At 65.1% G+C, this 24,484-nt stretch carries 20 protein-coding genes; 9 read left to right on the top strand and 11 right to left on the bottom strand.

The genetic code is table 11. The annotated features are described in order from the left end of the window. Window positions 1-162 precede the first annotated feature (162 nt). Window positions 163-1,020, top strand: coding sequence for an AraC family transcriptional regulator (locus tag FDY95_RS12585; RefSeq protein WP_138078125.1), 858 nt, complete (start codon window positions 163-165; stop codon window positions 1,018-1,020). A 176-nt stretch (window positions 1,021-1,196) separates the two neighbouring features. On the opposite strand, the gene FDY95_RS12580 is transcribed toward FDY95_RS12585, so the two are convergent. Next, the gene (locus FDY95_RS12580; RefSeq protein WP_138078124.1) at window positions 1,197-1,532 is read right to left on the bottom strand and encodes a thioredoxin; all 336 of its coding nucleotides are present in this window, start codon (window positions 1,530-1,532) and stop codon (window positions 1,197-1,199) included. Between the two features lie 158 nt (window positions 1,533-1,690). Between FDY95_RS12580 and FDY95_RS12575 the strand changes: the two genes are divergently transcribed. Then, the gene (locus FDY95_RS12575) at window positions 1,691-3,307 is read left to right on the top strand and encodes a sensor histidine kinase (protein ID WP_138078123.1); all 1,617 of its coding nucleotides are present in this window, start codon (window positions 1,691-1,693) and stop codon (window positions 3,305-3,307) included. Further along, complete coding sequence (locus FDY95_RS12570; RefSeq protein ID WP_138078122.1) at window positions 3,285-4,334, top strand: response regulator; 1,050 nt, start codon at window positions 3,285-3,287, stop codon at window positions 4,332-4,334. The genes FDY95_RS12575 and FDY95_RS12570 overlap by 23 nt, the downstream gene beginning before the upstream one ends. 429 nt (window positions 4,335-4,763) lie before the next feature. Here FDY95_RS12570 and FDY95_RS12565 read toward each other — a convergent pair whose 3' ends face one another. The 10 genes from FDY95_RS12565 to FDY95_RS12520 all read right to left on the bottom strand — a co-directional run bounded on the left by FDY95_RS12565 (window position 4,764) and on the right by FDY95_RS12520 (window position 16,210). After that, window positions 4,764-5,642, bottom strand: coding sequence for a universal stress protein (locus tag FDY95_RS12565; protein ID WP_138078121.1), 879 nt, complete (start codon window positions 5,640-5,642; stop codon window positions 4,764-4,766). 121 nt (window positions 5,643-5,763) lie between these two features. Next, window positions 5,764-6,492 (bottom strand): sulfite exporter TauE/SafE family protein, encoded by a 729-nt coding sequence (locus FDY95_RS12560; RefSeq protein ID WP_138078120.1) that lies wholly within the window; start codon window positions 6,490-6,492, stop codon window positions 5,764-5,766. Between the two features lie 139 nt (window positions 6,493-6,631). Beyond that, the gene (locus tag FDY95_RS12555; protein WP_138078119.1) at window positions 6,632-7,120 is read right to left on the bottom strand and encodes a FixH family protein; all 489 of its coding nucleotides are present in this window, start codon (window positions 7,118-7,120) and stop codon (window positions 6,632-6,634) included. Between the two features lie 292 nt (window positions 7,121-7,412). Beyond that, a complete protein-coding gene (gene ccoG / locus FDY95_RS12550) occupies window positions 7,413-8,828 on the bottom strand; it encodes a cytochrome c oxidase accessory protein CcoG (protein ID WP_138078118.1) in 1,416 nt (471 codons plus the stop codon). A gap of 392 nt (window positions 8,829-9,220) precedes the next feature. Beyond that, the gene (locus FDY95_RS12545; protein WP_246074019.1) at window positions 9,221-10,135 is read right to left on the bottom strand and encodes a cbb3-type cytochrome c oxidase N-terminal domain-containing protein; all 915 of its coding nucleotides are present in this window, start codon (window positions 10,133-10,135) and stop codon (window positions 9,221-9,223) included. Continuing rightward, window positions 10,129-10,332, bottom strand: a complete 204-nt coding sequence (locus tag FDY95_RS12540; protein ID WP_138078117.1) for a hypothetical protein — start codon at window positions 10,330-10,332, stop codon at window positions 10,129-10,131. Before FDY95_RS12540 ends, FDY95_RS12545 begins: the two co-directional genes overlap by 7 nt. Before the next feature lie 102 nt (window positions 10,333-10,434). Beyond that, the gene (gene ccoN / locus FDY95_RS12535; protein ID WP_138078116.1) at window positions 10,435-12,627 is read right to left on the bottom strand and encodes a cytochrome-c oxidase, cbb3-type subunit I; all 2,193 of its coding nucleotides are present in this window, start codon (window positions 12,625-12,627) and stop codon (window positions 10,435-10,437) included. Between the two features lie 326 nt (window positions 12,628-12,953). After that, window positions 12,954-13,388: a DoxX family protein gene (locus FDY95_RS12530; protein WP_138078115.1), complete on the bottom strand. Its 435-nt coding sequence runs from the start codon at window positions 13,386-13,388 to the stop codon at window positions 12,954-12,956. Window positions 13,389-13,519: 131 nt separating this feature from the next. Further along, window positions 13,520-13,681, bottom strand: coding sequence for a cbb3-type cytochrome oxidase assembly protein CcoS (gene ccoS, locus FDY95_RS12525; RefSeq protein WP_111478417.1), 162 nt, complete (start codon window positions 13,679-13,681; stop codon window positions 13,520-13,522). A gap of 6 nt (window positions 13,682-13,687) precedes the next feature. Beyond that, on the bottom strand, window positions 13,688-16,210 hold the full coding sequence (locus FDY95_RS12520; protein ID WP_138078114.1) for a heavy metal translocating P-type ATPase: 2,523 nt from the start codon (window positions 16,208-16,210) through the stop codon (window positions 13,688-13,690). Window positions 16,211-16,411: 201 nt separating this feature from the next. Between FDY95_RS12520 and FDY95_RS26780 the strand changes: the two genes are divergently transcribed. The 6 genes from FDY95_RS26780 (at window position 16,412) to FDY95_RS12490 (ending at window position 24,343) form a co-directional block, all read left to right on the top strand. Next, complete coding sequence (locus tag FDY95_RS26780) at window positions 16,412-16,903, top strand: hypothetical protein (RefSeq protein WP_246074018.1); 492 nt, start codon at window positions 16,412-16,414, stop codon at window positions 16,901-16,903. A gap of 34 nt (window positions 16,904-16,937) precedes the next feature. Then, window positions 16,938-17,336, top strand: a complete 399-nt coding sequence (locus FDY95_RS12510; RefSeq protein WP_138078113.1) for a group III truncated hemoglobin — start codon at window positions 16,938-16,940, stop codon at window positions 17,334-17,336. A gap of 432 nt (window positions 17,337-17,768) precedes the next feature. Next, window positions 17,769-19,412, top strand: coding sequence for a glycoside hydrolase family 43 protein (locus FDY95_RS12505; RefSeq protein ID WP_246074017.1), 1,644 nt, complete (start codon window positions 17,769-17,771; stop codon window positions 19,410-19,412). 92 nt (window positions 19,413-19,504) lie between these two features. Continuing rightward, window positions 19,505-21,013, top strand: a complete 1,509-nt coding sequence (locus FDY95_RS12500) for a xylulokinase (protein WP_138078111.1) — start codon at window positions 19,505-19,507, stop codon at window positions 21,011-21,013. A 190-nt stretch (window positions 21,014-21,203) separates the two neighbouring features. Next, window positions 21,204-22,532, top strand: coding sequence for a xylose isomerase (gene xylA / locus FDY95_RS12495; protein WP_138078110.1), 1,329 nt, complete (start codon window positions 21,204-21,206; stop codon window positions 22,530-22,532). Between the two features lie 113 nt (window positions 22,533-22,645). Beyond that, window positions 22,646-24,343 (top strand): sodium/sugar symporter, encoded by a 1,698-nt coding sequence (locus FDY95_RS12490; RefSeq protein ID WP_138078109.1) that lies wholly within the window; start codon window positions 22,646-22,648, stop codon window positions 24,341-24,343. The last annotated feature ends 141 nt before the right edge of the window (window positions 24,344-24,484 follow it).

Below are 24,484 nucleotides of genomic sequence, written 5' to 3'. Positions count from 1 at the left end.
TGCCACCACGGCGCGGGGCCTTGCGCGGCAACGATTGGTCAGCGCAAAGGTACCGGCGCCCCCGGCGGCTCACTACCACCGCGTTGGCCAATACTGGTGCTGCATTAACCCTAGCAGCCCCTTTAGCGCGTATAAGCAGCCAACCCAGCGTTAGCACCGCCCATGAAACTGCAGTTCGAGCCCATCCAGCCGTCGTCCGACAGCTCCTTCACCCTGCTGCACCACACCGATCCGGCCGCCATCGACGTGCGCTGGCACTACCACCCCGAGTACGAGCTGGTGTACCTGCCGCGCGGCCGGGGCCGGCGCCACATCGGGCGGCACCTCTCGCGCTACGCGGGCGGCGAGCTGGTGTTCATCGGCCCCGATCTGCCGCACCTGAGCTTCAGCTACGGCCGCCAGACCGACTTCGAGCAGATTGTGGTGCAGCTACGGCCCGATTTTCTGGGCGCCGACTTCCTGCAGCGCCCCGAGCTGCGGGCGGTGCAGCAACTCTTCGCCCGCGCCCGGCAGGGCCTCACCTTCGGGGCGGCGGTGCGGCGGCAGGTGGGCCCGCAGCTGGCGCAGATGCTCACCCAGCCGCCCTTCGAGCGGCTACTTACGCTGCTGCAGGTGCTGCACACGCTGGCCGCCACTCCCGACGCCACCAGCCTGCACGCCGACGCGGGCCGCGGCCAGGCCCCGCGGCAGGAATCGGAGCGGCTGAGCCGGGTGTACGGCTACCTGCAGGAGCATTTCCGGCAGCCGGTAGAGGTAGCGGCCCTGGCCGAGCTGACCCACCTGACGGTGCCCGCCTTCTGCCGCTACTTCAAGCGCATGACGGGGCTTACCCTCACCGACTTCGTGCAGGAATACCGCGTCAACCACGCCTGCTTGCTGCTGCTGGAAGACCGGCCCATCACCGAGGTTAGCTTCGCCAGCGGCTTCAACAACCTCTCGCACTTCAACAAAACCTTCCGCAAGCTCACCGGCCTGAGCCCCTCCGCATACCGCCAGCAGCAGGCCGCCCTGGCCGAGTGAGGCCTGATGGTTTCAACCGGATTCTGTGGAGCAACAAGAACGTCCTGCTGAGCCCCGCGAAGCATCTCTACCGAACAACGAAGCGGGAGAGATGCTTCGCGGGGCTCAGCAGGACGTTCAATGTATCGTCAAAATAGCTTTTTAAACTGCCGAGTTTCTTAGTCGCGCTACCTTACCTAACTCACGCCGGCCGGGGCCGTCAGCCGGCCCAGCAGCTCGGTGGCGCCGGCTTCGTCGTCGGGCAGGCCGGGCTGGCGCCACAGCTCCACGCCCTGGCGCACCAGCACGCAGGCCGGCAGCTGCTGGGCGTGAAAGCTGCGCACCACCGTGGGGTGGCTGGCCTCGTCGATGCGCAGCACCCGGATGGCCGGGCCCAGGCGGCGCTGCAGCCGCTCCAGGGCCGCGGTGGAAAAAGGCGGCACGGCTCCGTCGGGGCGGCTCACCGGCAGCAGCACCAGCAGCACGGCGGCATCGGCGGCGGGCGGCAAGGAAGTGGAGGACAAGGCGCTCATACGGAGTTCGGTTGAATTGCCGGGTAAAATTGGGCGCTGGCGCCGCCGTATTCCATGATATTCGTCAGCTTCGGGGCTTAACATCTATCATCCTCGCCCGATTATGCCCAAATTTGGCCGCCGGGCCCGCTTCATCCCGCCCTGGCGCCGCTCCGCTCATGCCTTCCACTTACGCCCACGCCCTCGCTTCGCTGCTGTTCACGCAGGCCCAGGAATTCATCGGCGTGTACGACGAGGATGCCCACCGCTTCATCCGCGTCAATCCCATGGGCGCGCAGCTGCTGGGCTACCCTTCCGAGGCCGCCTTCCTGCAGGCCCAGGTGGCCGACGACGCCCTGCCGGTGCAGCCCGCGCCCGGCCACAGCTGGGCCGCCGCCCTGCACTCGGCCCGGCAGAGCGGCCACGCCCTGGTGGCCGCCGACGCGACCCGCGCCAGCGGCGACGCCACCCGCGTCAGCATCGAGCTGACGCCCTTCGGCCACGAGGGCCGCACCCTGTACCTGGTGCGCCTGAGCGGCCCCGACCGCCTGCTGCTGGCCGAGCGGGAGCTGGCCCAGAGCGTGAGCCGCTTCGAGGCGGTGGTGGCCAATGCCACCATCGGCATCATCATGTGCGACCGGCACGGGCAGATTGTGTCGGCCAACCACCTTTCCGAGCAGCTGTTCGGCTACCGGCCGGCCGAGCTGCTAGGCCAGCGCATCGAGGTGCTGGTGCCCCGGGCGGTGGGCCGCCACCACGAGCAGCTGCGCGAGTCATTCAACGCCGCGCCCTCGGTGCGGGCCATGGGCGCCCACCGCGGCGACCTGCAGGGCCAGCGCAAGGACGGCTCGGTGTTTCCGGTGGAGGTCAGCCTGAGCTACTTCCACCTCGACGAGGAGCTGTACGTGGTTTCCTACATCCTCGACATCACTTACAAGAAGGAAGCCGAGCGGGAGCTGATTGCCCAGCGCCAGCGCGTGGAAAAGCTCAACGCCGAGCTGGAGCAGAAGGTGGCCGACCGCACCCACGCCCTGCTCAGCACCCTGGAGCAGCTGGAGCAGCGCACCGAGGAGCTGGCCAAGGCCCTGGCGGCCGAGCAGGAGTTGGGCGAGCTGAAGTCGCGCTTCGTGAGCATGGCCTCGCACGAGTTTCGTACCCCGCTCACGGCGGTGATGAACTCGGCCACGCTCATCGAAAAGTACCCCGAGAGCGAGCAGCAGGACAAGCGCGTGAAGCACCTGCAGCGCATCCGCAGCTCGGTGAAGCACCTGAACGACATCCTGGAGGAATTCCTGTCCGTGGGCCGCATCGAGGAGGGCAAGGTGGAGGCGCGGCCGGTGGAGCTGGCCCTGCCCGCCCTGCTCAGCGAGGTGGTAACCGACGTGCAGGGCCTGCTCAAAGCCGGGCAGCGCATCAGCCAGCACGTGGACTGCCCCGCGCCGGTAGTGCTCGACCCTTCGCTGCTGCGCAAAATCCTCGTCAACCTGCTCAGCAACGCCATCAAGTACTCGGCCGAACACTCCGAAGTGACGCTGCGCGCCAGCTGCGCCCAGGGGCTGCTCACGCTGGCGGTGCTGGACCAGGGCGTGGGCATTTCGGCCGAGGACCAGGAGCACCTGTTCGAGCGGTTTTTCCGCGCCCGCAACGTCACCAACATTCCCGGCACCGGGCTGGGGCTCTACATCGTGGGGCGCTACCTGGAGCTGATGGGCGGGCGCATCAGCCTGCACAGCGAACTGAACCGCGGCACCACCGTCACCGTCACCATTCCCTATGAAAACCATTCTGCTGATTGAGGACAACGAGCTGATCCGCGAGTCGACGGCCGAAATTCTGGAGCTGGCCGGCTACCGTGTGCTCACCGCCGAAAACGGCAAAGTGGGCGTGGAGCAGGCCCGCAGCATCCGCCCCGACCTGGTCATCTGCGACATCATGATGCCGGTGCTCGATGGCTACGGCGTGCTGCAGATTTTCAGCCAGGATGCGGACCTGGCCGGCATTCCGTTCATCTTCCTCACCGCCAAAACCGAGCGTGTGGACATGCGCCGGGGCATGGAGCTGGGCGCCGACGACTACCTGACCAAGCCCTTCGAGGAAAGCGAGCTGCTGAGCGCCATCAGCGGGCGGCTGAACCGCTTCCGCCAGCTGCGCGCCGACTACGACCTGCAGCGCGGCGGCCTGCAGGAGTTCCTGGCCGACGCCCGCGCCGTGGGCAATCTGGAAGGCCTCACGGTGGACCGCAAGCTGCACGCGGTGCCCAAAAAGCAGAACATCTACCGCGAAGGCGACGAGCCCACGCGGCTCTACTTCGTGCAATCGGGCCGGGTGAAAACCATCAAGACCACCGCCGCCGGCAAAGAGCTGATAACGGGCCTCTACGGCCCGGGCGAGTTTTTCGGCTACATGGCCCTGCTGGAGCACACCCGGCACGGCGACTCGGCCGTGGCCGTCGACGACTCGGAGCTGGTTTACATCCCGAAGGACGACTTCACCCAGCTGGTGCTGCGCAACCCCGAGGTCAGCCAGCAGTTCATCCGCCTGCTGGCGGGCCGGGTGAGCGAGCGGGAGCAGCAGCTGGTGGGCATGGCCTACAATTCCATCCGCCGCCGCGTGGCCGACACGCTGCTGCGCCTGCACGAGCAGCACGCCGCCGACGCCTCGGCCTTCCAGCTCTCCCGCGACGACATGGCCGCCCTCGTCGGCACCGCCCCCGAGTCGCTGATTCGCACCCTGAGCGAGTTCAAGCAGGACGGCCTGATCGAGCTGGCCGGCAAGGATATCCGCGTGCTGCAGCCCGAGAAGCTGCGCCGGGCGCACTGGTAGGCGGCCCCTGGCTGGGAGGTTTAGAACGTCATGCTTCGACAGGCGGACGCCAGATGAAGCATGACGGCCTTTTTCTGCAAGGAGGCCTGCCTATGCCGGACCGCCACCCCCTCCGGCTCAGGTCGCTAACCGCCAGACGACAAAGGCCTTCGCGAGTACTCGCGAAGGCCTTTGTTACTATGCAGTAACGCCTCACGAGTACTCATGAGGGGCTTTGTCAGTTGCCGGAATGCCTCGCGTTTACTCACGAAGGGCTTCAACGCTTGCCGATATGCTCCGTGAGTAGGCGGGATGGGCGCACGTATCTGGCGCAATGCCTCATGAGTACTCACGACGGCTTTTGGCAGATGCGGAAGACCGTCGTGAGTACTCGCGCGGGCTGTTGGCCGGTTGATCAGGCACAGACGTTCTGCCCCTTAAAACAGCTTCTTACACTACCGCTTGGGCGGGCGTAGCCGTCAGCTGCTGCGCGCAGTGCTCACAGCACACGCCCCCGGCGGGGGCGGGCTGGGGCAGCACCAGCAGCGGAATGCGGGTGTGGTAGGCCTGGGTCTTGGTGTAGCACACGTCGAAAAACCGGTCGAGCAGCACCGCGTCGGTGGGCGCGAAGATGAGCAGCTGCGCGTGCATGGCCTCGCAGAACTCGCCGATGCCCTCCAGCGGGTCGTCGTCGAGCACGAGGCGGGTGCGCAGCGGAATGTCCGTCAGCGCGCGCTGAATCAGCTGCATGCCGCGCTTGACGCGGATGAGCTCGGACAGATCGAGCTGCTGGTAGAAGTGGACCAGCTGCAGCTGGGGCTTCAGCTCCCGCAGCAGCGGGGCGAGCGGGGCCAGGGTGGCGGCGTCGAGGTGACCGAAATCAGCCAGGAAGGCGGCGCGCTGCGGCAGGGTGCGGGCGCCGGGCGGCACCACCAGCACCGGGCAGCGGGCCAACCCCGCAATGCGGGCCGCGTGGTTGCCGCCGATGGCCGCCTCCCCGCAGTCGACGTGCTCCAGGCCCATGACCAGCAGCCCGGCCCCGTACTCGTCGATAACGTTCTGCACGTGGTCGTGCAGACAGCCGGCGCGCACGGCCACGCGGTAGCGGATGCGGCGGCCGTCCTGGCGCACGAGCTGCACGTAGCGCAGACGCTCGGCCAGCACCAGCAGGCGCTGCTGGTAGGCGGCCGTGTCTTCGTGGCTGAGGGCGCCGTGGTGGCAGTACAGCAGCACGACTTCGGCCCCGAGGCGCACGGCCAGTTTGTTGGCGTAGACCACGGTGGGCTCGGCGGCGGCCGTCAGGTCGAGGGGAACGAGGATGGTCTTCATGAGGAGCCTCACCCCCCGGCCCCCTCTCCAAGGGGAGCGGGCGAGCCTGACGAGGGTATGTGGGTTAGGAGTGAGAGATGAAAGCAACTGCAGCACCCGCCACGCGGCCGGCGCGGAAACGTCAGTGGCACATGGTAATGGCGGCGGGGCGGTGGCGGCTGCTGGCGGCCGGGGCAGCCTTGCTGAGCTGCGGACTCAGGTAGGGAATGCCCAGGCCCAGGCCGCGCACGATGAAGAGCACGGCCAGCGCCGTGGCTGCCACCGGCACGGCCTGCCGCAGCCGGGCGCGCCAGTGCAGCGGCACGAGCTGCCCCGTGAGCGACAGGGCCAGCATCAGCGGAAGGGTACCCAACCCAAACAGGGCCATGTACGCCGCGGCGCCACCCAGGCCGCCCGGCGCACTCAACGCCCCCGCCAATGCCAGGTACACCAGCCCACAGGGCAGCAGACCGTTCAGCACCCCGCTCAGGTACAGCGCCTTTAGCGAGGACTGTTGAAACCAATACGCCAGCGCCTGCTTCAGCCGGGCCAGCACCCGGTCGAGGCCCAGCCCGGCGGCGGCGCGGCCGGTGTGGCGCTCCGGCACCGCCACCAGCAGCAGAATCAGCACGCCCGAGGCCACCGACAGACCCTGCTGCAGCCCGGCCAGCCGCAATGACTGGCCCAACAGCCCGGCCCCGGCGCCCAGGGCGGTGTAGGTCGTCACCCGGCCCAGGTTGTAGAGCGTGCGGCCCGCCACGAACTGCCAGCGGCGTGCCCCCGCGCCCGGCAGGGCCAGCGCAATGGCGCCGCACATGCCCACGCAGTGGAAGCTGCCCAGCAGTCCGAAGAGAAACCCGGCCCAGAGCATTGGTCTTGAATGTGTTAATGTGGTGGAATGTGCTGATGTGCCAATGTTTGGCTAGGGCCGCTGACACCGGTTGAAACGCGGCGGCGGCGCCGACGAAGGGCAATTTCGTCGGCGCCGCCGCCGGATGCTATGACGAAAATCAGTTGCTGACCACGATGCTCTGCTCCACGAAATACGGCTGCCCGCCGGCCTCGAAATCGAGGCGCACGCGCCAGTAGCCGGGCCGCAGCCGGGCCGTGCTCAGCTGCTGGCGGCCGGCGGCATCGGGCTGCAGGGGCACGGTGAAGTCCAGAGTCTGATCGGCGGGTCGGAAGAACTGCACCTGGCCGGTGGCACCCTGGCTGGTCAGGGCGGCGGGCAGCTGCAGCGCCAGGGTGCGGGCGGCGGGCTGGTAGCGCACCGTCACCTGCTCGGCCAGGGCGGCGGTGCGGGCCACGGCGTTCATGCGCTGTTGGTGGCGCAGTTCCTGCTCGTAGTAGTCCTTGCTCACCAGGTCGACGCTGCTGCGCATGGCCTGCCGCACCATGTAGCCGATAAAGCCGGCGAAGAGCACGAAGGCCGCCATGATGGCGTAGGGCCAGAGGCTGCGGCGGGGTTGGGCGGGGGTATTCACGGCGAGGGTGGTCATGGGGAATTGTTGTCTGTGCGCGCTATCAGAACGGTCATCTTGAGCCTTAGCGAACCGCAGGTCGACGGAGTCAAGGACATTCCTCTAGCCCTGCACCAGCGGTTAAGTCCTGGTGGCTGACGTTTTGGCAAAGGCGCCGGTGGCTGCGCTTATGCAGGAAAAGCGTCTGCACTTTGTAGGTGGCGGCGGTACAGGGTTCGAGGAAGGTCCTTGACTCCGTCGACCTGCGGTTCGCTAAGGCTCAAGATGACGGTCTGGTTTGCTGTTCGGCGCTGGCCGGGCTGCTCCTCTCCTACTGCGGCGGGGCCAGGAACTTGGTGTTGGCTTCCGTTATCAGCCGGCCGCCGCTGTACACGCCTACCCGAATCTTGTTGCTCGTTTTCGGCAGGGCAGCGCGGGGCAGCTCGGCGAAGAACACGCCCTCCACGATGCCCTGGGCAGGCAGCCGTAGGCCCGCCTGGCCCACCAGCTGCACCGTGCCGCCGGCCGGCTCCAGCACCCGCAGCTCCAGGGGCATGGCCCGGTTGGTTTTGTTGATGACGGACACGTTGTAGAGGTTGGTGACTGTGCCGCAGGCGGTTTTCTGGTAGAGCTGCCCGGGTGTGCGCAGCACCGTGGCTTCCACGTTGGCCCGCGTCACCAGCAGGCTCACCATGACGCCGAGCAGCACCAGCAGCACCGCCGAATAAGCCTTCACGCGCCCGGTGACGCGGAAGCGGGTGCCGGCTTCGATGTGCGCCTCCGAGTCGTAGCGGATCAGGCCCTGGGGCTTGTTGATCAGGTCCATGATGGAGTTGCACACGTCGATGCAGGCGGTGCAGTTGATGCATTCCATCTGCTGGGCGCCGTTGCGGATGTCGATGCCGGTGGGGCATACCTGCACGCACTGGCGGCAGTCGATACAGTCGCCAGCGGTGCGCTCCTGGTTTTTGCGCAGCTTCTGACGCGGCTCCCCGCGGCCGTAGTCGTAGGCTACGGTGATGGTGTTCTTGTCGAGCATCACGCCCTGCAGGCGGCCGTAAGGGCAGGCAATGATGCACACCTGCTCGCGGAAGCGGGCAAACACGGCGTAGAACACGCCGGTGAACAGCACCATGGCCGTCAGGCCGCCCAGGTGCTGCCGGAGCGGGTCCGTCACGATGCGCGTCAGCGCATCGGAGCCGATGATGTAGGCCAGGAAGGTGTTGGCAATCAGAAACGAGATGACGACAAACACCGCGTGCTTGCCCGTCTTGCGGCCGATTTTGTTCCAGGTCCAGGCGGCTTTGTCGAGAGCTTTCTGCTGCGGGGCGTCGCCTTCGAACAGGTACTCCACGCGGCGGAACACCATTTCCAGGAAGATGGTCTGCGGGCACACCCAGCCGCAGAAAATCCGCCCGTAGACCACCGTAAAGAGAATGATGAAGAGCACGAAGGCCAGCGTGCCCAGCAGCAGGATGAAGAAGTCCTGGGGCCAGAAGATCTGCCCGAAGATGATGAATTTCCGCTCCACCACGTTGAGCATCAGCACCGGCAGCTCGTGGATGCGCAGCCAGGGACCGGCAAACAGCAGCGTGAGCAGCGCGTAGCTCACCCACTTGCGGGCCCTGTACAGCGGACCCTTGGGCTTCTTCGGGTACAGCCACACGCGCTTGCCCTTGCTGTCTATCGTGGCGATAGAGTCGCGGAAGGACTCGGCGGGGGCGGGTTGGTTGGCGACGCTGTTCATGAGGGCTCCCCAGGCCGCCTTTCTCGGAAAGGGCGCCGGATGATGGGGACGTTAGGGGGTGTCTACTGCACTAGGCTTCTGGCGGGCGGCGCGGCTGCCACCCCAAAAAGCCCAAAGAGCCCGCCGCCGGCAGGTGGGCCGGCGGCTCGCCCGAACGTGGGCTGTGCTGATAGCAGCGTTCGGGCGCACGGCGGGAAAGGAGGAAGCCCCGCCGCGGGCTATGTCTTGGTTTGTCATGCTGAGCCCCGCCGAAGCATCTCTACCGCTCGTTGGAAGCAGCCCTTAGGCCGCCCGCTCGATTGCCCAGGGTTTAAACCCTGGGCTAGTGAGCAGTTCAACGAAGCACGCGAGATGTCTCGACAAGCTCGACATGACGTGCTGGCATTAGTGGTTTACAGCCGTGCTACGGGCTTGCCGACGGCTTCCTTCTCGCCCTGCGGCGCCTTGGCGTTGGCCGGCTTCGAGCCCTGCAGGGTGAGGATGTAGGAAGCCACCTGCAGCATCTGCTTCGAGGACAGCTTGCCCTTCCAGGCCACCATGCCCTTGCCCTGCACGCCGTATTTCACCGTGTGGTACACTTTGTTGACTTCGCCGCCGTGCAGCCAGTATTCGTCGGTCAGGTTCGGGCCCACTTTGCCCTCGGCGCTCTGGCCGTGGCAGGCGGCGCAGTTCTGGGCGAAGATGGTTTTGCCCGCGTCGATATCCGCGGCGGCGGTCAGGGACTGGTAGTCGGTGGGCTTGTTGGGGTCGTCGTTGGCGCCGAGCTGAGCCGAGAGCAGGGCCGCTTCGGCCATTTCGTGCTGGTACTCGGCCGCGCTCAGCTCCCCGTCCCGGGTCACGTGGAAGTGAATGAAATAGGCCACGCCGAACACGATGGTGAGGTAGAAGCCGTACTTCCACCACGGCGGCAGGTCGTTGTCGTACTCGGTGATGCCGTCGTAGTCGTGGCCGGCCATGACGTCCTCCTTGTACTTGCCGGTCAGGCCCACCGGGTCGCCCAGGAACAGGCCCAGGGCCCGGCCGTACCACGATTCGCGGATGGTGGGCAGGGCGTAGACCTCGCGCAGCAGCGGCCGCATCTGCCAGAGCAGGGCGAAGAGCATCAGCAGCACGAAGATGATGAGCCCGGTGAGCCCACCCATCAGCCAGAGCATGGCCGTGAGGTCGGCGCCGGCTTCGGCGGCTTTTTGGGCGGCATCAGCGGCCGGGGCGGCGGCGGGGTCCGCGTCCTGGGCCCGGGCGGCGGTGCCGCTCAGCAGGGCGCTCAGGGCTAGCAGCGCGGCGTAGGGTAGCTTACGCGTTAGCACAGCGCACCTCCTTCCGTTTGGGCCGGGGCGGCGTGCTCGTCGCCCTGCAGCGGCAGTTGCTTCATGGCCTGGATGTGCTGGCGGCTGACGATGCACACGTACACCAGCAGGGCCAGGAAGAAGAGAAAGAAAATGACGAAGGAGATGAGCGGGTAGATTTCGATGCCCGCAATGCTCTCCAGAACGTTCTTGTACATACGCCTCACCCCCCGGCCCCCGCTCCGAAAGCGAGGGGAGCCTGACGAAGGATTTGTTAAGGGTTGCTGATGGGTAAGTCGGCGGCTTTGGCGAGCGGCGCGTTACTCGGCGGCTACGGCGGCGGCCTGCTCGTCCTTCACTTTGATGTCGGTGCCGAGGCGCTGCAGGTAGGCAATCAGGGCCACGATTTCCTTGTCCGACTTCACCTGGATGTCCTCTTTCGCGAGGTCGGCCGCGATGCCGGCGGCCTGCTTGCGGGCTTCCTGCACGGCTACTTGCTCAAAGCCGGCCGGGTAAGGCGTGCCGAGCTTGCGCAGGGCGCTGATTTTGGCGGGCGTATCGGCGTAGTCGAGGTCGTTTTCGAACAGCCAGGGGTAAGGCGGCATGATGGAGCCGGGCGACATGCTCGTGGGGTCCATCATGTGGTTGTAGTGCCAGGAGTGCGGGTATTTCTGGCCCACGCGGTGCAGGTCCGGGCCGGTGCGCTTGGAGCCCCAGAGGAAGGGCCGGTCGTACACGAACTCGCCGGCTTTGGAGTACTCGCCGTAGCGTTCCGTCTCAGAGCGGAAGGGGCGCACCATCTGGGTGTGGCAGTTCACGCAGCCCTCGCGGATGTACAGGTCGCGGCCTTCCAGCTCCAGCGAGGTGTAGGGCTTCACCGAGGCAATGGTGGGCACGTTCGACTTGATCATAAAGGTCGGAATCATCTCGACCGCGCCGCCGATGAGGATGGCAATGGTGGCGCCGATGCTCAGCTGCACGGGGCGGCGCTCAATCCAGCGGTGCCAGTGCCCGCCCTCGTGGCTGTGCTCGTGGTCGATGACCACCGGGGCGTGGAATTTCTCGTTGGCCAGCAGCGTGCCGGCTTTGGCGGTCTGGTAGAGGTTGTACACCATCAGGAACACCCCGCTGAGGTAGAGCACCCCGCCGATGCCGCGCAGGTAGTACATCGGCACAATCTGCATCACCGTCTCGAGGAAGTTGGCGTACTGCAGCATGCCCTCCTCGTTGAACTGCTTCCACATCAGGCCCTGCGTGAAGCCGGCCCAGTACATGGGCAGGGCGTAGAACAGGATGCCCAGGGTGCCTAGCCAGAAGTGCACGTTCATCAGCTTGCGCGAGTGAATCGGGGTCTGGTAGAGGCGCGGCCACAGCCAGTAGAGCACGGCGAAGGTCAGGAAGCCGTTCCAGCCCAGGGCGCCGACGTGCACGTGGGCCACAATCCAGTCGGTGAAGTGGGCAATGGCGTTGACGTTCTTCAAACTCAGCATAGGCCCCTCGAAGGTGGCCATGCCGTAGGCCGTAATTGCCACCACCATAAACTTCAGGATGGGCTCCTGGCGCACCTTGTCCCAGGCGCCGCGCAGGGTCAGTAGGCCGTTGATCATGCCGCCCCAGCTCGGGGCAATCAGCATCACGGAGAAGACTACACCGAGGCTCTGCGCCCAGTCGGGCAGGGCGGTGTAGAGCAAGTGGTGCGGCCCGGCCCAGATGTAGATGAAAATCAGGGACCAGAAGTGGATGATACTCAGCCGGTAGGAGTATACCGGCCGTTCCGCCGCCTTGGGCAGGAAGTAGTACATCAAACCCAGGTAGGGCGTGGTGAGGAAGAAGGCCACCGCGTTGTGGCCGTACCACCACTGCACCAGCGCGTCCTGCACCCCGGCGTACACGGAGTAGCTCTTGAGGAACGACACCGGAATTTCCATCGAGTTGACGATGTGCAGCACCGCCACCGTCAGAAAGGTGGCAATGTAGAACCAGATGCCCACGTACAGGTGCTTTTCCTTGCGGCGGGCAATGGTGCCGAACATGTTCCAGCCGAACACCACCCAGATCAGCGTAATGGCAATGTCGATGGGCCATTCCAGCTCGGCGTACTCCTTAGAGGTAGTGAAGCCCAGCGGCAGGGTGGCCACGGCCGACACGATGATGAGCTGCCAGCCCCAGAAGTGGATTTTACTGAGCACGTCCGAAAACATGCGCGTCTTGCACAGGCGCTGCAGGGAGTAGTACACCCCGGTGAAGATGCCGTTGCCGACGAAGGCGAAGATGACGGCGTTGGTGTGCAGCGGGCGGATGCGGCCGAAGGTGGTGTAGGGCGTGCCCATGTTCAGCTCGGGCCGGGCCAGCTGAAACGCGGCAATAACGCCGATGAGCATGCCAGCAATGCCCCAGAACACGGTGGCAACGCCGAAGTCCCGGACGATTTTGTTGTCGTAAAACGATGCGAGAACGGCCCTGGACAGAGGTTTTTCCTCCCCGGGCAATTTCGCTGGAGCCAGCACAGCCATAGCGCGAAACGGGTTGTTTTGAAGTAGGACAAAACTCCGAATCGGGCCGCCGGCAAAAGATGACGAACGTCAGGCCGCCGGACTGATTGATGTCAGGCGCGGGGCTGGTGAAACGGTTAGCTAGCGTCGAAAAACAACGTCATCCTGAGCGCAGCGAAGGACCTTCCTCGAGCCCCGCACCGTCGGCACCTACGAAGTGCCAACGCCATTTAACTAGAACGATAAAAGCGCAGCCACCTCAGCCCGGACAATTGGGCGTTGATGGCTGCGCTTATTAGTTGGTGCAGGGTGCGAGGAAGGTCCTTCGCTGCGCTCAGGATGACGTTCTAATTCACCTTCTGCTTCCGGCTCTGCCACAGCGCCTTCAGCGCCCCGGTGCTCCACAAGGCCCAGGCCACCAGCACCGGCTGGAAAAACAGCCGCGCCAGGCGCTTTTCATCCGAATCGAGGCCGAAAGCGTCGATGCGGTGAGTGTACTGGTGCACATTGCCGGGAAAGACGGCCACGTAGAACGCGCCCAGCCCCAGGCCCAGCAGGGCCCGCTCCCGCTTCCAGAGCAGCAGCGCCAGGCCCAGCCCGATTTCGGCCACGCCCGAGAGCAGCACGGTGGTATCCTTGTCGAGCGGCACGAAGTCGGGTACCTGGGCCTGAAACTCGCGCCGGGCGAAGGTGAGGTGGCCCGTGCCGGCCGTTATCATAAAGGTGCCCAGCGTAAGGCGGGCCAGGTTCTGCAGCATGGTGGTTTTGGTCTGGTGTTGCATAAGGGTCGGGCGCGGGCATTGGCCCCGCTGCCCTTTGCGTACGACCAGCCCGGCAAAAGGGTGACGCCGGATCCTATCTGGTCCAGGGTTTAAACCCTGGGCTATAGATAACGGCAACGCCTACACGCCCGCTACGGCGCGGGTTTTTCCTCCTGCGGGTCGTCGAAGAGCATGCGTACGGCGGGCGTGTAGGTGTCGTCGTACTGGTTGCTGCGCACGGCCCACACGAAGGCCAACAGGAAAAGCACCGCCACGCAGAGCGAGATGGTAATGAGGGCGAAGATGATTTCCATGCGGAGTTAGAGTTGGCGCCGGTAAGCCGCGTAGCGCACCAGCAGGGTGGCAAATACCATCACGCTCAGGGAGCTGATGGGCATCAGAATGGCTGACACGATGGGCGTAAACCGGCCCTGCACCGCCAGGCCCAGGCCGAGGCCGTTGTAGACGAAGGACAGCACGAAGGTGGCCAGTACCACCTGCAGGCAGTCCTGGGTGAAGCGCAGGAAGCTGCCAAGCCGCCCGAAGCTGCCGGCGTCGAGAATGGCGTCGCAGGCGGGCGAGAAGTTGGTGAGCGTGTCGGTGAGGGCAATGCCGGCGTCGGCCTGCTGCAGGGCACCCGCGTCGTTGAGCCCGTCGCCGACCATCACCACGGTTTCGCCCCGGGCTTTGAGGGCGGCCACGTAGTCGAGCTTCTGCTGGGGCGTCTGGCGGAAGCGCAGCTCGGCCTCGGGGCCGAACAGCTCGCGCAGGCGGTCCTGTTCGGAGTCGTTGTCGCCGCTGAGCACGGCCAGGCGGTAGCGGCGGCCAAGGTCGGCCAGCACCGGGCCCAGCTCCTGGCGGTACACGTTGCGGAAGAAGTAGCAGCCGTGCAGGTCGCCCGCCAGACTCAGGTACACGCGCGACTGCAGATTGTCGGTGGTGTCGGCGGCAGTGGCATTGGTTTCCGGTTCGCCTGCTGATTGCTCTATCGATTGCCCGAGGTTTAGCCCCTGAGCTGGTGCGGCTGACGTTTCAGCAGTAACTAAATCTGCATCTGCCCCCACGAAAGCCGCCGAGCCGACCTTCACCAGTACGCCGCCGACCACGCCGCGCAGGCCCTGACCGGGCACTTCCACGAAATCGGTGACGGATAGCGTGCTGGCGGGCAGCTCCTGCAGTAGTCGTAGGCTGAGCGGGTGCGTGCTTTGGGCCACCACGGCGGCCACGGCCTGCTGCTCCCGTTCAGTGAGCACCGGGCCGCAGTATTCCACGGCCGAGCGCCGCACGTCGGTGAGGGTGCCGGTTTTATCGAACACGATGGTGGTGGCGCGGCCCAGGGTTTCGGCTACGGCGGCGTTTTTCAGGAAGAAGCGGTGCCGGCCAAACACCGTGAGGGCGCTGCCCAGGGCGAAGGGCGTGGCCAGCGAGAGGGCGCAGGGGCAGGCAATGACGAGCACCGAGGTGAAGGCCCGCCACATCATCTGCTCATCGCGCGGGTACCAGTACAGGATGGCGCCGGCCGCAATCAGCAGGGTGGCGGCCACGAAATAGCGGCCTACTTTGTTGGCGTAGGTTTCCAGGGTCTGCTTCTCGGCTTTGTGGAAGGCGGGGTTGTTCCAGAGCTGGGTGAGGTAGCCCTGCGACACCTCACGCACCACCTCCAGCTCCACCGCCTCCCCCACCTGCCGGCCGCCGGCGTACACCACCTCGCCCGCCACCTTGGCCACCGGCACCGATTCGCCGGTCACGAAGGAATAGTCGATCTGCCCGCTGCCGCGCATGAGCATGGCGTCGGCCGGAATGACTTCCTGGTTGCGCACCCGGATGCGCTGGCCCACCCGCAGCTCCTTCACCGACACCGACTTCTCGCCGTCCGCGGTCAGCAAGGTCACGGCCACCGGGAAGTAGGAGGTGAAGTCCCGGTCGAAGCGCAGAGCGTCGTAGGTGCGCTGCTGCACCCACTGGCCGATGAGCATGAAAAACACCAGCCCGGTAAACGAGTCGAAGTAGCCGGGGCCGTGCTGCGTGAGCACCTCGTAGCTGCTCACGGCGAACAGCGAGGTCAGGCCCAGGCTGATGGGAAAATCGAGGTTGATGTAGCGCTGGCGCAGCCCGGCCCAGGCCGAGCGGTAGAAACCCTGGGCGGCGTAGAGCAGCACCGGCAGGGCCAGTAGCAGGCTCAGATAGCCGAAAAAACGCCCGAACTCGTGGGCCAGCTCGTCGGTGAAGCTCAGGTAGTCGGGAAAGGCCAGCAGCATCACGTTGCCGAAGCAGAAGCCCGCCAGCCCCAGCTGGTAGTAGAGGCGGCGGCTGCCGCGGTGGGGCTGGGCACCCAGCTCGGCCAGCGTAATCTGCGGCTCGTAGCCGAGGCTGGCCAGCAGCGTCACCACGGCCTTGAGCGAGGTTTCGGCGGGCCGGTAGCCCAGGCTGATTTCCTTGCGCAGGAAGTTCACCCGCGCCTCCGTCACGCCCGCGTCGAGCTGGTAGAGGTGCTCCAGCAGGTAGATGCACGAGGCGCAGTGCATCTGCGGCAGGTGCAGGGTGAGGCGGGCCAGCTCCGGGGAGCGGAAGCTCAGCAGCTGGGCCTGCACCGAGTCGGCGTCGAGGTAATCGAAGCGGCCAGGCAGCTCCACGGGCTTGATTTTCTGGCCGGGGCGCTCCTCTCCGAAGGCGTAGTACTGGCAGAGGTTGTTGGCGTCGAGCAGCTCGTACACGGCCTTGCAGCCCTGGCAGCAGAAGCTCAGCCCGGGCTTGGCCGATAGCCGGATGGGCTCGTCGGGGCAGTCGTCGCCGCAGTGGGCGCAGGCGGTGGCGGTACGGGTGGGTGCGGCGGTGGTGTTCACGCGAAGGAGTTGACTGCCAGGGTCGACGCTGGTAGTCCGGCAAAGTTCCCCGCCCCGGCCCCGGCAAAAGCTGACGAACGTCAGCCGCCCGGGCTGATCCTCGTCAGCGGCGGTGCCCTGAACCCGGCCCCACCTTTGGGCCGTTGTTCCGGGGCCCGGCCGGCGCTGCTCCCGGTCGGGCCCGTTAGTTTCGCTGCCGTTATGCGTTCCTCTTCCCTTTCCCTGCTGCTGGTGCTGGTCCTGTTCCTTTGGGCGGGACTGATGGCCGGCATTTCCTTTCTCGAAGCCCCGCTGAAGTTCACCGCCCCGCACATCACCGTGCCGCTGGGCGTGGGCATCGGGCGCATCGTGTTTCACGCCCTCAACAAGGTGGAGCTGGCCCTGAGCGTGGCAGCCCTGCTCTGCGCCGGGCTGCTGGGCGTGCCGGCGCGCATCTGGCAGGTGCTGCTGGTGGCGGTGCTGGTGCTGCTGGCCCAGACGCTCTGGCTGCTGCCCGCCCTCGACGTGCGCGCCGAAGCCTTGCTGGCTGGTCAGCCCCAGCCGCCCAACTCCCAGCACGTGACCTACATCGTGCTGGAAATCACGAAATTTGCCACGCTGCTCACCGCCGGGGTGCTGACGTTCCGCTGGTCCCTGCGCATGGCCCGGCGCCGCGAGTCGCACCGCTACGGGCAGCGGCACCAAAGCGCCTGAGCCGCTGTTTGCCCACTTGATTTCCCCGCTTCCCATGCCTACTCCCTCCCCCACCTTGCCCGATATCAGCACCGAAACCGACATTCAGGCCCTGGTCGACCGGTTCTACGACAAGGTCAACCAGGACGCGCTGCTCGGCCCCGTGTTCAACGAGGTAGCCGCCGTGCACTGGCCCGCCCACCTGCCCACCATGTACGATTTCTGGAGCAGCATCCTGCTGGGCACCGCCCGCTACAAGGGCCGCCCCTTCCCCAAACACCTGGTGCTGCCGATTGAGAAACCGCATTTTCAGCGCTGGCTGGAGCTCTTTTACCAGACCGTGCAGGAAAATTTTGCCGGGCCCAAGGCCGAAGAAGCCAGGGTGAAGGCGCTGAACATTACCACCATGTTTGAGTACCGCATGCGGCCCAAATCTTCGCTGTCGATTCTCTGAGGAATACCGCCTGCCGGCCTAAGCCGCCGGGTCCGAACCAGCCACTGCGCTGGAACGGGCCCGGCGGCTCTGTTTTGTGGCCCCAGTCGGCGTCCGACACCTACCTTTCAGCCGTGCATTCAACCATACTCACCCATGAATTATAGCCCATCCATAGAACTATCACGCCTGATTTCTCTTTTTATTTTCCGATTTACGGAAACGATACCGGTACTATTTCCCACACTATTAACAGAGGCTAAAAACCAGTAAAAAGCCCAAAAACAGCAAAAAGAAACCATCAAGCTCATGCTACATCCTCGTTTTCGGTATCGTTTCCGAATAGCACTAATTCAGAATTTCCTCTTACCTTTCCGGAGCTTCGCTGCTCAGTTACCGCCTACCCGTTCCCACCCCATGTGCTTTGCTTCCCGGCTTCGTGCTTTCTGCCCGGTGCCAGCCTTGCTAGCCAGTTTCTGCTGGCTGGCGCTGCTGACGACCATCATCGGCGCGCTGCCCTGCGCCGCGCAGGCGCAAAGCCCGGTGTCGAAGGTGTGGGTGCCCGATTTGGGCGACGGGCGCTACAAGAACCCGGTGCTCTACGCCGACTACTCCGACCCCGACGCCATTCGCGTGGGCAGCGACTTTTACCTGACTTCGTCGAGCTTCAACTGCGTGCCGGGCCTGCAAATTCTGCATTCCAAGGACCTGGTCAACTGGTCGTTGATTGGGGCAGTATTCAACGAGCAGCCGCCGCTGGCGCGCTACGCGGTGCCGCAGCACGGCAACGGCGTGTGGGCCCCGGCCCTGCGCTACCACAACAAGGAATTCTACATCTACTACCCCGACCCCGACCTGGGGATTTTCGTGACCAAGGCGAAAAACCCGGCCGGACCGTGGTCGGCGCCGGTGTGCATCAAGGAAGCGAAGGGCTGGATTGACCCCTGCCCGCTCTGGGACGCGGACGGCCGGGCCTACCTCGTGCACGGGTTTGCCGGCTCGCGGGCGGGCATCAAAACCATCCTGGCCGTGTCGCCGATGGCCCCGGACGGGCTGAGCCTGACCGGCCCCGACGCGCTGGTGTTCGACGGGCACCAGGGCCACCCCACGCTGGAAGGACCCAAGTTCTACAAGCGCAACGACTACTACTACATCTTCGCCCCGGCCGGCGGCGTGCCCACGGGCTGGCAGCTGGTGCTGCGCTCGAAGAATGTGTACGGCCCCTACGAGGAGCGCATCGTGATGGACCAGGGCAAGACGCCAATTAACGGTCCGCACCAGGGTGCCTGGGTGGATACCGACGCGGGCGAGGACTGGTTTCTGCACTTCCAGGACCAGGGCCCGTACGGCCGGGTCGTGCATTTGCAGCCCATGCAGTGGAAAAACGACTGGCCCGTCATCGGCGAAGACCCCGACGGGGACGGCAAAGGCCAGCCCGTGCTGACCTACCACAAGCCCAACATCAAGGGCAAGCCGCAGCCGCTGGCTACCCCGCCGACCTCCGACGATTTCAGCGCAAACCAACTAGGCCGGCAGTGGCAGTGGCACGCCAACCCGCAGGATTACTGGGTCTACCTGAACGGGCCGCAGGGCTACCTGCGCCTCTACGCCATGCCCCTGGCCGAGGGCTACAAGAACCTCTGGCAGCAGCCCAACCTGCTCCTGCAGAAGCTGCCCGCCGACGTCTTCACCGTCACCACCAAGCTGCGCTTCGACTCCCGCCTGGAGGGCGAAAAGGTGGGTTTGGTAATGATGGGGCTGGATTACGGCTATATCAGCCTGACCAACCAAGGCGGCAAGCTGCAGCTCAGCCAGAGCACGTGCAAAGACGCCGACAAGGGCCCGGCCGAGACTACCACTCCCGCCGTGCCCGTGGCCCAGGCCCAGCAGCCGGTGTACTTGCGCGTGACGGTGAAGGCGGGCGCAAAATGCCAGTTCAGCTACAGCTTCGACGGGCAGGCGTTCCAGCCGCTCGGGTCGGAGTTTCAGGCCCGGGAAGGCAAGTGGATCGGGGCCAAAGTCGGCCTGTTCTGCACCCGCCCCGGCAAGTTCAACGACAGCGGCAACGCCGACATCGACTGGTTTAGAATCGAGTAATGAGTTGTCAGTTGCGGGTTGTCAGTTGTCAGGGGCAGCTGTCAGCACGCACTGACAACTAACAACCCGCAACTGACAACTCTCTCATTCCCATGCTTCTCCTAGGAATTGACATTGGCACCTCGTCGGTGAAAGTGGCGGTGGTGGACGCCGACACCCAGCAGTGCCTGGCCGCGGTGAGCTACCCCGACACGGAGCGCGAAATCCTGACCCGGCAGCCGGGCTGGGCCGAGCAGCAGCCCCTGCAGTGGTGGCAGGACGCCAAGCAGGCCATTCTGCTGGCCCACGCCACGCAGCGCTACAATCCGCAGGACATCGGCGCCATCGGCATTGCCTACCAGATGCACGGCCTGGTGCTGGTGGACGAGCACCACCACGTGCTGCGCGACGCCATCATCTGGTGCGACTCGCGGGCCGTGCCCTACGGCGAGGCGGCCTTCGAGGCCATCGGGCCGGAGCGCTGCCGCACTCACCTGCTGAACTCGCCCGGCAACTTCACCGCCGCCAAGCTCGCCTGGGTGAAGGAGCACGAGCCCGAGGTGTACCAGCGCATAGCCAAGGTGATGCTGCCCGGTGACTTTCTGGCCCTGCAGCTCACCGGCGAAGCCACCACCAGCATTTCGGCCCTGTCGGAGGGCATTTTCTGGGACTTCGCCGCGCACCAGCTTTCCGAGGACGTGTTCCGCTTCTTCGGCTTCGACGAGGCGCTGATTCCGCCGGTGCAGCCGGTGTTTGCCGAGCACGGCCGCCTGCGCGAATCGGTGGCCGAGGAGCTGGACTTGCCGGCGGGCATCCCCGTCACTTACAAAGCCGGCGACCAGCCCAACAACGCCCTTTCGCTGAACGTGCTGCGGCCCGGTGAAGTGGCGGCCACGGCCGGTACTTCGGGCGTGATTTACGCCGTCACGGACCAGCTGTTCGTCGACCACCTCTCCCGCGTCAATCCCTTCGCTCATGTCAACCACTCGGCCGACGAGATGCGCCTGGGCGTGCTGCTGTGCATCAACGGGGCGGGCAGCATGAACCGCTGGGTGAAGCAGGCGGTGGGCCGGGAGCTGAGCTACCCCGAAGTCAACCAGCGCGCCGCCCAGGTGCCGGCCGGCTCGGAAGGGCTGCTGTGTCTGCCCTTCGGCAACGGCGTGGAGCGGATGCTGGCCAACGAGCCGGTGGGCGCCCACTTCCTGCACCTCGACCTGAACGTGCACACCAGCAGCCACCTGCTGCGCGCTGCCCAGGAAGGCGTGGCCTTTGCCTTCCGCTACGGCCTCGACCTGATGCGCGAAAACGGCTTGCACCCCACCGTCGTCAAGGCCGGCAAGACCAATATGTTCCTCAGCGAGGTCTTCGCCCAGGCCTTCGTCAACGCCACCGGCCTCGCGGTGGAGCTGTACCCCACCGACGGCGCCGTGGGCGCGGCCCTGGGCGCGGGCATCGGCGCGGGCACCTTCGCCACGCCCGACGAGGCGTTCAGCCAAGTCCAGCGCCTGCAGCTTATCGAGCCCAACGACGAGGCGGCGGTGTACGAGCAGACCTACCAGCGCTGGAAAGCCGAGCTGCTGGCCCGCCTGCCCCAACCCGAAGCGGCCCTGACGAAAAGCTAAGGGCCGGACGAAGCTCCGGAACGTCATGTCGAGCTTGTCGAGACATCTCGCGTGCTGATGGCTACTAGTAATTAACCTGATAAAGGGGAATTACTATCCGGCGAGATGTCTCGACTTCGCTCGACATGACAACCTGACGGCACCAAAGCCTTCCCCACGACCACAAAACTTCAACTCACTTCCTACGCATATGAGCACGGTCCTCGACCAAAAGACGCTATTCAGCACCATCCCGACCATTCAGTACGAAGGCCTGGAATCCGACAACCCGCTGGCCTTCCGCTGGTACGACGAAAGCCGCGTGGTGGCGGGCAAGCCCATGAAAGAGTGGCTGCGCTTCGCCGGCGCCTACTGGCACTCTTTCAACGGCTCCGGCGCCGACCCCTTCGGCGAACCGACCCACCTGTTTCCCTGGGACCAGGAGGGCGACGCCATCGGCCGGGCCAAGGCTAAGATGGACGCCGCCTTTGAGTTTCTGACCAAGCTGGGCCTGCCCTACTACTGCTTCCACGACGTGGACGTGGTGGACTACACCAACGACGTGGCCGACAACGAGCGGCGCCTGCAGACCATGGTGGAATACGCCCGGCAGAAGCAGCAGGAAACCGGCTTGAAGCTGCTCTGGGGCACCGCGAACCTGTTCTCGCACCGCCGCTACATGAACGGCGCCGCCACCAACCCCGACTTCCACGTGCTGGCCCACGGCGCGGCCCAGGTGAAAGCGGCCATCGACGCGACCATCGCGCTGGGCGGTGAGAACTACGTGTTCTGGGGCGGCCGCGAAGGCTACATGACCCTGCTGAACACCAACATGCAGCGCGAGCAGGAAAACTTCGCCCGCTTCCTGCATACCTGCAAGGACTACGCCCGCCGCAACGGCTTCACGGGCTCGTTCTTCATCGAGCCCAAGCCGATGGAGCCCACCAAGCACCAGTACGACTACGACGCGGCCACCGTCATCGGCTTCCTGCGCCAGTACGACTTGCTCGACGACTTCAAGCTGAACCTGGAAGTCAACCACGCCACCCTGGCCGGGCACACCTTCCAGCACGAGCTGCAGGTGGCCGCCGACGCGGGCCTGCTCGGCAGCATCGACGCCAACCGCGGCGACTACCAGAACGGCTGGGACACCGACCAGTTCCCCAACGACATCTACGAGCTGACCGAAGCCATGCTGGTCATTCTGGAAGCCGGCGGGCTGCAGGGCGGCGGCATCAACTTCGACGCCAAAATTCGCCGCAACTCGACTGACGTGCAGGATTTGTTCCACGCCCACATCGGCGGCATGGACATCTTCGCCCGCGCCCTCATCACGGCCGACAACATCCTGCAGAAATCGGACTACCGGCAAATCCGCCAGCAGCGCTACGCCTCCTTCGACGCGGGCGCCGGCAAGGCCTTCCGCGACGGGCAGCTGACCCTGGAGCAGCTGCGCGACTACGCCGCCGAACACGGCGAGCCGCAAATCATCAGCGGCCGGCAGGAATACCTGGAGAACCTGATCAACCGCTACATCTAGGAAACGCCCGGAAATAATTGGCGCCGGAGCCGAGAATACCCCCGCTTACAGGATGGTACTCTCGGCTTCATTGCTCATTTTTACCGCCATTGCCTACTTCCAATCTTCTGCCAGTGCACCAACTTTCCACCCTCGACTACGTCGTTTTCTTCATCTACTTCCTGATTGTCGCCGGGTACGGCATCTGGGTGTACCGCCGCAAGACCGGCCACGACGGCACCGCCGAAGGCGACTCCAAGGACTACTTTCTGGCGGAAGGCTCGCTCACGTGGTGGGCCATCGGCTCCTCGCTGATTGCCTCCAACATCTCGGCCGAGCAGTTTGTGGGCATGTCGGGCTCGGGCTTCGGCATCGGCCTGGCCATTTCCACCTACGAGTGGATGGCGGCCCTCACGCTGGTCATCGTGGCCACGTTCTTCATCCCGGTGTATTTGAAGAACCACATCTTCACGATGCCGCAGTTTTTGAGCCAGCGCTACAACGGCACCGTGGCCATGATCATGGCCATTTTCTGGCTGGCGCTGTACGTGGTGGTGAACCTGACCTCGATTCTCTACCTCGGCGCCATTGCCGTGAGCAGCATCTCGGGCCTGAACCTGCAGCTGTGCATGATTGCCCTGGCCGTTTTCGCGGTCATCATCACCCTGGGCGGCATGAAGGTTATCGGCTTCACCGACGTGATTCAGGTGTTCTTCCTGATTCTGGGCGGCCTGGCCACTACCTACCTGGCCATGAACATGGTGGCCGAGCACTACGGGCAGTCGGGCGTGCTGGCGGGCTTTTCGCAAATGACCAAGCTGGCCAACGACCACTTCCACATGATCCTGAAGCGCGACGACGCGCACTACCTCGACCTGCCCGGCCTGACGGTGCTGCTCGGCGGCATGTGGATTGTGAACCTGAACTACTGGGGCTGCAACCAGTACATCACCCAGCGCGCCCTGGGCGCCGACCTGCCCACGGCCCGCAACGGCATCCTGTTCGCCGCCTTCCTGAAGCTGTTGATGCCCGTCATCGTGGTGCTGCCCGGCATTGCCGCCTACGTGCTCTACAAGGAAGGCGTGTTCGGCCCGGCCGAGTTCATGCAGGACGGCGAGCTGAACCCCGACCGCGCCTACCCGGTACTGCTCAACATTCTGCCGGTGGGTCTGAAAGGTCTGAGCTTTGCCGCCCTCACGGCCGCCGTGGTAGCCTCGCTGGCCGGCAAGGCCAACTCCATTGCCACCATCTTCACCCTTGACATCTACAAGAAGGTCATCAACACCGAAGCCTCGGAGAAGAAGCTCGTGTCGGTGGGCAAAATTGCGGTGGTGGTGGCCATGGTGCTGGGCGTGCTCATCGCCCCGTTCCTGGGCATCGACAAGAAGGGCGGCTTCCAGTTCATTCAGGAGTACACCGGCTTCGTGTCGCCGGGCATCTTCGCCATGTTCATCCTGGGCTTCTTCTGGAAGAAAACGACCTCCTCGGCGGCCCTGTTCGCCACCATCGGCGGCTTCGCCGGCTCGGTGTTCCTGAAGTTCCTGCCCCGCTTCCTGGACCTCTCCTTCCTGGCGCCCATCGGCTTCGCGGCCCCCAGCACCGACCCCAAGGAAAACGGCATGTACGTGATTCCCTTCCTCGACCGCATGGGCATCGTGTTCGTGTTCTGCGTGCTGGCCATGGTCATCATCAGCCTCATCGAAACCAGCCGCGGCGTGCAGCCCAAGGGCCTGGAAGTCGACTCCTCGATGTTCCGCCCCCACCGCAGCTTCGCCATCGGCTCGGCCGTAGTCATTGCCCTGCTGACGGTGCTCTACACGGTGTACTGGTAGGCCATCAGGCCATTTCGGCGCCAAAGCTTACGGCGCCGGTTCGTCTCCTAAACGGAGCGGGCCGGCGCCGTTTTTTGTGCCTAAAAAGGCCGTTCCGGCGAAAATCGTCCGGCTCCCCCTCTCCTCTTCGGAGAGGGGGTC

It is taken from the genome of Hymenobacter jeollabukensis (assembly GCF_005771675.1).
Taxonomy (GTDB): Bacteria; Bacteroidota; Bacteroidia; order Cytophagales; family Hymenobacteraceae; genus Solirubrum; species Solirubrum jeollabukense.
The sequence above is the reverse complement of the archived record's forward strand: the minus strand, read 5'-3'. Positions and strand labels throughout refer to the sequence as shown.